This window comes from Flavobacterium sp. UGB4466 (genome assembly GCF_903469665.1).
GTDB lineage: Bacteria > Bacteroidota > Bacteroidia > Flavobacteriales > Flavobacteriaceae > Flavobacterium > Flavobacterium lipolyticum.
In genome coordinates this window covers 1-10,058 of the sequence record NZ_CAGKLC010000129.1, presented here as the reverse complement: position 1 = coordinate 10,058, position 10,058 = coordinate 1, and the positions used below count along the sequence as shown (strand labels likewise).

6 protein-coding genes are annotated in these 10,058 nt (G+C 34.9%); 4 read left to right on the top strand and 2 right to left on the bottom strand.

Translation table 11 applies throughout. The features are described from left to right. Nucleotides 1–263 precede the first annotated feature (263 nt). Together JO950_RS19735 and JO950_RS19730 are read right to left on the bottom strand one after the other, a co-directional pair. Nucleotides 264–1,595 (bottom strand): PAS domain-containing sensor histidine kinase, encoded by a 1,332-nt coding sequence (locus tag JO950_RS19735; RefSeq protein WP_202704183.1) that lies wholly within the window; start codon nucleotides 1,593–1,595, stop codon nucleotides 264–266. Between the two features lies 1 nt (nucleotide 1,596). After that, entirely contained in the window at nucleotides 1,597–2,946 is a 1,350-nt protein-coding gene (locus JO950_RS19730; RefSeq protein WP_202704182.1) for a sigma-54 dependent transcriptional regulator, read from the bottom strand. Between the two features lie 280 nt (nucleotides 2,947–3,226). Here JO950_RS19730 and JO950_RS19725 point away from each other — a divergent pair, with 280 nt between their 5' ends. From JO950_RS19725 to JO950_RS19710, 4 genes are all read left to right on the top strand, one after another. Then, a complete protein-coding gene (locus JO950_RS19725; protein ID WP_202704181.1) occupies nucleotides 3,227–3,940 on the top strand; it encodes an ABC transporter ATP-binding protein in 714 nt (237 codons plus the stop codon). Between the two features lie 3 nt (nucleotides 3,941–3,943). Further along, the gene (locus JO950_RS19720; RefSeq protein WP_202704180.1) at nucleotides 3,944–6,367 is read left to right on the top strand and encodes an ABC transporter permease; all 2,424 of its coding nucleotides are present in this window, start codon (nucleotides 3,944–3,946) and stop codon (nucleotides 6,365–6,367) included. A 1-nt stretch (nucleotide 6,368) separates the two neighbouring features. Beyond that, nucleotides 6,369–8,780, top strand: coding sequence for an ABC transporter permease (locus JO950_RS19715; RefSeq protein WP_202704179.1), 2,412 nt, complete (start codon nucleotides 6,369–6,371; stop codon nucleotides 8,778–8,780). 146 nt (nucleotides 8,781–8,926) lie between these two features. Further along, nucleotides 8,927–9,706, top strand: coding sequence for a polysaccharide deacetylase family protein (locus JO950_RS19710; RefSeq protein WP_202704178.1), 780 nt, complete (start codon nucleotides 8,927–8,929; stop codon nucleotides 9,704–9,706). The last annotated feature ends 352 nt before the right edge of the window (nucleotides 9,707–10,058 follow it).

The window sequence follows — 10,058 nt, the reverse complement described above, 5'->3', positions numbered from 1 at the left end:
ACGAGAATAATTATTATCCTTTTGGATTGAAACACAAGGGGTATAATGATTATGTAGCTACTAGTAATAAGTTAAAGTTTTATTCAATTAATAAAAGAAGGTTTAGGAATAAGAAGTTCAGTAAGAATATTGAAAATATCAGCTACTACAACATTTAAAAGAAACGTTTCAATTACTCTGAGTATTACCAATTCAATTAATAGAAAAGGAAAAAAATAGGAAGTGGATAAACTGTGTATTTTCGTTTTTAAACAATTTATTTACTACTCAAGTAAACAAATCTCAAAAATAGTTTTACCATTTTCATTACGGTGCGTGATGTAGCCGCCGTGTGCCTCAATGATATTTTTAGATAACGTTAAACCAATTCCGGCGCCTTCTGTTCGGGTGGTGAAAAAAGGAAGGAATACTTTGTTCTCAATCTCTTTTTCGATTCCGTTTCCGGTGTCCGTGATTTTAATGAAAACCCTATTTTCTTTAAACTCTGATGACACCGTTACTATTTTTTCGGTGACATCATTTAAAGCATAGATGCAGTTGGTCAATAGGTTGATAAAAACCTGTTCGATTTGCTGTGAATCGATCGTAATCCAGTGTTTGGAAGTAATAGTGTTGACAACTTCAATACCTTTTTCTCTGAACAGGGGAGCCATAATCTGAAGACAATTGTGCATCAGTAGCTGTAAGTCAGCTTTCTCTTTTTTTGGTGTAGGTAGCATGGCCAATTTTCGATAACCTTCAACAAATTTTTGCAGGTGATCGCTCCGTCTCAACATGGTCTCGACACTATTTTTCACATCTTCCAAATCTTCAGCGGACATAGTATCCTGATCAACCAGATCTTGTAGATTCTGGCAAATAGAACGAATGGGAGTGATCGAATTCAAGAGTTCATGCGAAATGACTTTCATTAAGTTTACCCAGGCATCTTTTTCTTTTTTTTCAACTACATTCTGAATCGAATCCAGTAAGACAATAAAGTAATCTTTTCCAAAAACTTCTGTACGCGAAGCCTGCAACACAAAGGTTTGCATGTTTTGCTCTTGTACCCGAATTTCTAAGGAGGTTTTGACTTCCTGAAAATCGTCAGCTTCGATAACTTCACATAACGAAGGTAATTGGTCTTTAAGATATTTCCATTTGGAGACTTTGGGAACATTAAAATGAGAAGAAAAATGATCGTTCATTAGGAAAATGTTCCATTCCATTTCTTCTTTTTGCAGAATGATAATCCCGGATTCAATAGTGTTTAAAATCGAACGATAGACAATGTCTTTGGAGATCTGTTCGTTTTGTTTGCTTTTTAGAGTATCGTACAGGAGAAGTAATTCGTGGTAGTTTTTATTGTATTTATGCTGTGAAAAGTCTGAACTGAAATCATTTTGTAGTATAGAGGAGATAGTTCTGTTGTAGAGTAAAACAAAATTTCGAACATAAAAGTACATTTCGCGAACGAGCAGAAAGACAATAAAGAGACCAAATATTCCGGTAAAGAGTAACTCTTTCTTAAAAAAGAGCAAGGAGATTTCGATCATCACAACAATTAAGATCAGTCTTAAAAACAACAATTTATAGGTTTGAAATGTTCTGAACATATTAGTTGATATTGATGTTGTATTTTTCTAAACGACGGTACAAAGAGCCTCTGGACAATCCTAATTCTTCAGCCGTTTTACTGATATTATTGTTGTTTTTCAGCAAGGCTTTCTCAACTGCGGCCTTCTCTACGGAAGAAAGCTGAATGTCATCCGGGTTTTCTTCGTAGGGAGTTATGGTCTCTAAATCTAAATCGGAAATGGTGATTTTATTGTTTTCGCACAGAATAACGGCACGTTCAATTTTATTTTCCATTTCTCTGATGTTGCCATTCCAGGCATGTTTTTCAATTTGTTCCAGTACTTTTTTGTCAAATTGAATACCATTTCGGTCGTATTTTGCAATCATTTTGTCGAGAAGATATTCTGCCAGTGGAATTTTATCTTCATGACGTTCCCGTAATGGAGGCAGAACGATTTCCATGGTATTGATACGATAATAAAGGTCTTCTCTAAAGTTTTTATCGGAAACTTCTTGTTTAAGATTTAGGTTGGTTGCTGTAATTATTCGGACATTTAGTGGTCTTGGCTTTGTTTCACCCAGCCTGGTTACTGTTTTGGTTTGAATAACCTGTAACAGTTTCGATTGTAAATGCAGCGGTACATTCCCAATTTCATCCAAAAAGATAGTTCCGTTTTGCGCCATTTCGAAACGTCCGGGAGTATCGGTTTTGGCATCTGTAAAAGCACCTTTGGCATAACCAAATAGTTCACTTTCGAAAATGTTTGAATTTAAGGCTCCCAGATCGACGGCTACAAATGGATGGTTTTTCCTTTCGGATTGGCTAAAAATATGATGTGCTAAAACAAATTTACCCGTTCCGTTTTCGCCCAAAATCAAAACGTTGGCATCCGTTTTAGCGACTTTATCGGCAAGGGAATAGGATTTTTTGATCATTTCGGAAGTACCAATAAAAAAGTCATTTTCAATTTCGATATACCTGGTTTTCTTTTGCTCCTTTCGGGATTTGTCGACGGCTTGTTTGACCGATTCCAGTAGTTTTTTATTTTCCCAGGGTTTTAATATATAATCAAAAGCACCTGATTTTAAACCTTCAACAGCTGTTTCGACTTTGCCAAAGGCGGTCATTAGAATCACAACGGTTTTTGGCGAAAGCGTTTTGATTTCCTTTAATAGATACAACCCTTCTCTTCCGTCTTCAAAACCTATTCTGTAATTCATGTCGAGCAAAACAACATCAATGTGTTTTTGTGACAATAATTCGACAATATTTTTCGGATTATTGAGCGTATAAATGTCTTCAAAATACTTTTTCAGGAACACTTTCGACGCAAAAAGGATGTCTTCCTGATCGTCTATGATTAATATTGCGGCATTTGTCTTTTTCATTTTTGTTCAGTTTTGGACGAAAGCTGTCCATTATTGGACACTTGCGGATTCTTTTAAATACTAAAAAATTTAAAATAAGGCAGTTATAAATTTTAAATTTTTGGCACGAAAATCATATTACTATTAACAAATCATCAAATAGGAGAATGATTATTGCCGGTAAATGTAACAAAAATAGATATTTATAGATTATCTTATCAATTATCTTAATTTAGGATCTGTTTTTTACTTCGGCAATAAAATTCTCAAAAAGAAAAACAAACATCAAAAACAAAGTAGTATGATCAGAATTAAAGAGCTTTCAAAAATTTTCAGAACCGAAGAAGTAGAGACAAAAGCCTTAAGCGAAATTTCATTAACCGTAAACGAAGGCGATTTTGTATCGATCATGGGACCTTCGGGTAGTGGAAAATCAACTTTGTTAAACATTATCGGTTTATTGGATAGCGCTTCCGGCGGAAGTTATGAACTGTTAGGACAGGAAATGATCGGTCTGAAGGAAAATTTAAAATCAAAAGCGAGAAAAGAAAATATCGGATTCATTTTTCAGAATTTTAATTTAATTGATGAATTATCGGTCTTTGATAATATTGAATTACCGCTGATTTATAATAATGTTCCCTCAGCAGAGCGAAAGAAAAAAGTACAGGAAATGGCTACTATATTGGGCATTTCACATCGTTTGAAACATTATCCGCAGCAGCTTTCGGGAGGACAGCAACAGCGTGTAGCCGTTGCAAGGGCTTTAATCAATGATCCGAAAATTATTCTTGCCGATGAACCTACAGGAAATCTGGACAGTAAAAATGGTAATGAAGTAATGGAATTGTTGACAGATCTTCATGCGGGAGGTGCGACAATTCTAATGGTTACACATTCAGATTATGATGCTTCGTTTTCGCAAAAAACAATTGTTATGAAAGACGGCGTTATTCTTTCGGAGAAAATGAACCATAGAAATGTAGATGTTTTAGTAAACCATTCAATAAACTAAATCATGCTAAAGAACTGGATCAACATATTTATTTACCACATCAAAAACAACAAGCTTTTTACAGCTTTAAATGTTTTGGGCTTGAGTATTGGAATCGCGGGATTAATTTTTGCTATTTTGTACTGGAACGATGAACAATCCTACGATCAGTGGAACCCTAATAAAGACAAAATTTTTTTAGTAACCAATAAAATGAATGCTACGACCTATTGGTCTTCGAGCTCAGCACCGGTAGGATCAGCGTTAAAAGCTGCAAGTCCTGAAGTCGAATCATTTTGTTATTTAAACGGAGGTTATGATAATGACATTCTTTATTTTAAGGACAAAAAAGTACAATCGGACAAGATTACCATTGCCCAAGGAAACTTCTTTGATTATTTTCCGTATGAATTTACTGAGGGCAGTCGAAAGGGAGCTTTACCGGATGTAAACAGTATTTGTTTATCGGAGGATTTAGCGTTTAAGCTTTTTGGAAATCAAACTGCTGTAGGCAAAAAAGTAGTTTTACAGAAGAAAGTTTTGATGGTACGAGGCGTTTATAAGTTGGATAAAAAATCAGCCTATAATCCTTCCTGTGTTGTTAATTTTATGGACCAGCGAATTAATGCAAACATTCAGTTATGGGGAAACTTTCAGTATGTTTTATTACTGAAACTGAAAGAGCAGGGGAATCAAAAACAAGTAGCAAAAAATCTCCAAAAAATATATTTTGAAAACCTGACGGTCCGATTTGCAAAAGAGAAGGGAATTACTCCTAAGGAACTTATTCGCAAATATGGTGAAGTAAAACCAAGTTTAGAGTCTCTGGCCTCAGTTCGTCTGCATACCAAAACCGGAGGTATGACAGAATCGAAAGGGAATTTCCAATTTTTACTTATCATGGTAGGGTTATCGGTTTTAATCCTTCTGTTATCGATTGTAAATTATGTTAATTCAGCTACGGCAAATGCGGTGAAGAGAGCGAAGGAAGTTGGAGTTCGAAAAATTATAGGTGCTTCAAAATATGGTATAATTCAACAATTTGTTTTTGAAACGGCTCTCATTGCGTTGTTTGCCATTTTGGTATCATTGGTTATCGTGGAAATTTCGCTACCGTATTATAATGCCTTTTTAGAAAAATCACTCGTATTACAAAGCAGTCAGTTTTACCTGCAGCTGGTGGTTATATTTTTTATAACGGTTGTATTGGCCGGTATACTTCCGGCAGTTTACGTTTCTAATTTTGAGCCTTTAAAAGTGTTGAAAGGAAACTTTGGCCGAAGTAAAAACGGTATTTGGCTCCGTAATGGTATGTTGATTTTTCAATTTAGTGTGGCCGCTTTCTTTATTATCGGATCTTATATTGTGTATCAGCAAATAGAACATATGAACTCTAAAGAGTTAGGTTTTAATGGAAAACAAATTCTGAACATTTCGTATAAGAACATCTATGGAGAAAAAATCAGCAATAAAGAGCGATTGGACCGATATACTAGCATCAGGAATCAATTGCTTCATATCAAAGGGGTTAAAGAAGTTTCGGGTGGCGGTTTTGTCTTGGGATATGGTCCAAAATCGACTATAACCTATCAATATAAAGATAAAAGTGTAGACGGAGAAAATATACCAATAGACTTTGGATTATTGGAAATGTTGAAGATTAAAATCGTTAAAGGGCGTTATTTGGATCCCAAATTTGCTCAGGATACTGTCAGTTCAATGTTGATTAATGAGACTGCACTCAAGTTATTGAACGAAAAAGATCCGATAGGGAAAAAGATAAACTGGAATGGTCAGGATGCCATTATTGTGGGAGTTGTAAAAGATTTTAATCTGATGGATCCGGGTCAGGCTATTCCTCCGATGTCCTTTTTTCATTTTAAAACAGTACCTTGGTTTACAGAACTTTTGAATAATATTTATATCACTGCCGACCCCAAAACGATGCAGCAAACGCTGACGGATATCGAAAGTATGTGGACTAAAAAAGTAGATACAGAATATCCGTTTTCCTATGATTTTGTCGATAAAGGGTACAAAAGATCGTATAGTAATTATGTGAGGCAGAAAAATCTATTTTCTTTATTAAATGTTATCGTTATCACCATTGCACTCTTTGGATTATTTGCTTTGGCTTCGTACTCTATCGAACGACGTATGAAAGAAATCGCGATTCGAAAAACACTGGGTGCGGAAACCAATGTTTTACTAAAAGAACTTTGTAAGCAGTATGTGGTTTTCAGTATTATAGGTTTTTTGATAGCATTGTTTCCCGTATATTATCTGTTGAACAAATGGTTAGAAAATTTTGCTTACAGAATTAATATCTCTGTATATCCCTTTGTGATTGGATTTACTGCTTTACTTACGCTAACCTTAGTAGTGGTACTAACAAGAGCGTATCAGGCTACTAAAATAGATGTTTTGAAATATTTAAAATACGAATAACATGCTAAAGAACTGGATCAACATATTTATTTACCACATCAAAAACAACAAGTTTTTTACGGCTTTGAATGTTTTGGGTTTAAGTATTGGAATTGCAGGATTGATCTTTGCCACTCTGTATTGGAATGATGAACACTCTTATGACGAGTGGAATCCTGAGAAAGATAGAATTTATACGGTCCTGAACAATATTGGCGGGGGCAATGTTTGGGCTGTAAATTCGCCTATTCCGGGACCTCTTTTAAAAAGAATGAGCCCGCCTTTAGAGAGTTATTGTTATTTTACAAGCAATTATGCCAGAGAAACAATACAGTACAATGGTAGAATAGAAGTAGTCGATAAAATTTTCTCAGGGCAGGGTAATTTCTTTTCTTTTTTTCCTTTTGAGTTTATTCACGGCAGTGGAAAAAGCGCACTTTACGATCGGAACAGCATCGCTTTTTCTGAAGAGACAGCTTCCCGCTTGTTTAAAAGTGAAAATCCAATAGGAAAGCAGGTTAAGTATGCCGACAAAATTTTTATTGTTCGGGGCGTATACCGATTGTCTAAAAAAGCTTCAGTAATGCCTAATGCTGTTACAACTATAATTGAATACGAAATAGATAAAAACAGAGAAAGCTGGGGACTGCGCTATGGATTAATGTTAAAGTTAAAAAAGCAGAGGGACACGACAGCAATACTCAAAAATTTGAATACCATCTATATCGAAAAGAAAGTCAAAAAGCAGGCAAAAGCGGAAGGAATCACTTATGAAGGTTATTTGAAAAAGTACGGAGAGGTAGAAAAAGCTAAGTTACTTCCGTTTTCAGGAACAAGATTGTATCAGGGAAGTTACCCTTTTCCGGAAGGAGGAGCCAATCTTCGGTTTTTAAAAATTTTAATGGGATTATCAATTCTTATTTTACTGCTGTCAATTGTCAATTATGTTAACCTTGCCACCGCAAATGCTGTAAAGCGAGCTAAAGAAGTTGGAGTAAGAAAAATAGTTGGTGCCACAAAATCGCAAATTATTACTCAGTTTGTTTTTGAAACAACTCTGATCACGCTTTTTTCACTTTTGTTGGCATTGGTGATTGTTGAACTTTCATTGCCTTTTTACAATTCACTTTTGCACAAAGAGCTGATTCTTGAAGGCTCTCAGTTTTATTTACAGCTAATTTTCATTTTTATAATCGTCATTACGGTTTCGGGAGTTTTGCCTGCGATGTATGTCTCCAACTTCGAGCCTTTGAAGGTTTTGAAAGGGAATTTTTCCCGCAGCAAAAACGGAATCTGGCTTAGAAACGGTATGTTGGTTTTGCAATTCGCTATTGCTACATTTTTTATCATTGGTTCAATTATAGTATACCAGCAGGTTAATTATATGGCTCATAAAGATTTAGGATTTAAAGGTGCTCAGGTGATGGATATTTCTTTTAAACCTAAGAAAGGAAGGAATCAATTTGAAAGATACAAAACGATACGGCAGGAACTTCTGAAAATAAAAGGCGTTAAGGCAGTTTCGGCAGGGGTATTTTCTATCGGTAACGATATTAATTCATGGTCAGGCATGCACTACAAAGCAAATAAAGAAGTGATAACACAGCAGATGGCGATTGACTTTGGGATGATGAATGTTTTGGGGATCCGGATAGTTAAAGGAAGAGATTTAAACAGCAAAATTGCATCAGATAGTAGTAGTAATGTTTTGTTGAATGAAGCTGCCGCCAAAACACTCTTAGAAAAAGATCCTATTAACAAAGAAATCATCTGGGAAGATAGAAAATTAAAAGTTGTTGGCGTGGTAAAGGACTTCAATTACTTTGGACTTGAAAATAGTATTTCGCCCATGATTTTCATGCACATCAAAGCTTTCGAATGGATGGAAAAGGATTTGCTTAACATTTCGGTTAAAATCGCACCACAAGATATGCCCGAAACAATTGCGGCTATAAATAAATTTTGGATAACAAAAGTAGATGCAGAATATCCTTTTGAATACAATTTTGTTGACAGAAGCTTTGCCCGGACATATAAAGTGTATGAGAAACAAAGCCAGCTGTTTTCACTCTTAAACGGAGTTGTGATTCTTATTGCCGTTTTTGGATTGTTTGCTTTAGCTTCTTTTTCAATGGAAAGAAGAGTAAGGGAAATTGCGATTAGAAAAACATTGGGAGCAGACACCACTATTTTACTCGGTGAATTATCGAAACAATATGTCGTTTTTTGTATGATTGGTTTTGCAATCGGAATAATTCCTGCTTATCTTTTATTGCGAAAATGGCTTGAGGACTTTGCTTTCCGGATAGAAATTCCTTTGCTTCCTTTTATAGTTGCTTTTGTATTGTTGCTCTTTTTAACCTTGTCAATTGTGTTGGCAAAAGCCTATCAGGTAACCAAAATAGATGTTTTGAAATATTTGAAATACGAATAAATCATAAAAAGTAAAGCCTTCAAAGTGAGAACATTTTGAAGGCTTTTTTAATGGCAGAAAACTGGGAAAAAGAATTATCTTTGAAATAATAAGATTCTATTGGTAAAAAAAAGAATGTGTTTTTTTAATTTTTCAGACTATATTTTATGAAGATGTTTTTCCTTAAATCGGTACTGTTTATATTTTGTCTGACCTTATTTTCCTGCGAAAGTAAAAAGCAAAATCCAGGCGTCAAAGCTTATGAAGCTGGTGTAATTTTATCTTTTGATGATGCCTATGTAGACGAATGGGCCGAAGCCGATCAGGCTTTGAGAAAATACTCCTGGAAAGCTACTTTTAATGTCTGCCGTATTGATTCGATTGGGAAACCGCAAATCGAAAAACTTCTTGAAATGCAAAAATACGGACATGAAATAGCCGGACATGGCTATCATCACTATAATGCCGTTAAATTTGTCAATAAAAATGGAATGGATGCTTACATTGATCAGGAAATTACCCCTATGATCGCTTCCATGAAAAAACATTCTTTTAAAATGACCACCTTTGCTTATCCATACGGATTAAGATCTGATGCATTGGACAAAGCGTTATCTCCCAAATTTAAAATTATAAGAGGAAGAGCCTTTGGAGGAGAACTTCCGGAAAAACAGGACAGCTATTTTAACAATTCTAAAATTGTATTTGCCTTTGATATCGACAATAGCCATATTCATTTCAGTATTCCGTATCTTCTGGAATTATTGCACTATGCAAAACAACACAACAAAATCCTGATTTTATGTGGTCATAAACCCGTTAGAAATGTTACCGAAAATTATCAGACTAAAATCGAAACTTTAGAATTTATCTGCAGGTACATGAAGTTAAACGATCTCAAGTTTTATACCTTATCGGACTTAGACCGTTTGCTCGAGCACAAATAAATTTTCTTCAACGTTAAATAACAATAATTTTTTGCTGAAACTAAAGATTCAGATCAGCTCTTTTTTCGACAGAAATCATGTGTTTTTCATTCAGGTCAATCTTTAAAAATGGAGAGAAGGTCTTTTGTGAGAATAGCTGTTTTTTTTCGAAATTAGGAAGGTTATGGGTTAGAAATCAGTGCTTTGTCCGGTGATTTTGAGGTGCACTACAAGCTCCTGATCAAACGATTTCGTAAATAATCCGGCTTATTTTTTCAAAAATCGTATCTTTGTATCAGGAAAATTGTAGAATTAATTATTAGTTGAATTGTAGAACAAGTTCTACAGACTATTATAAAATGTTCTACAGTCG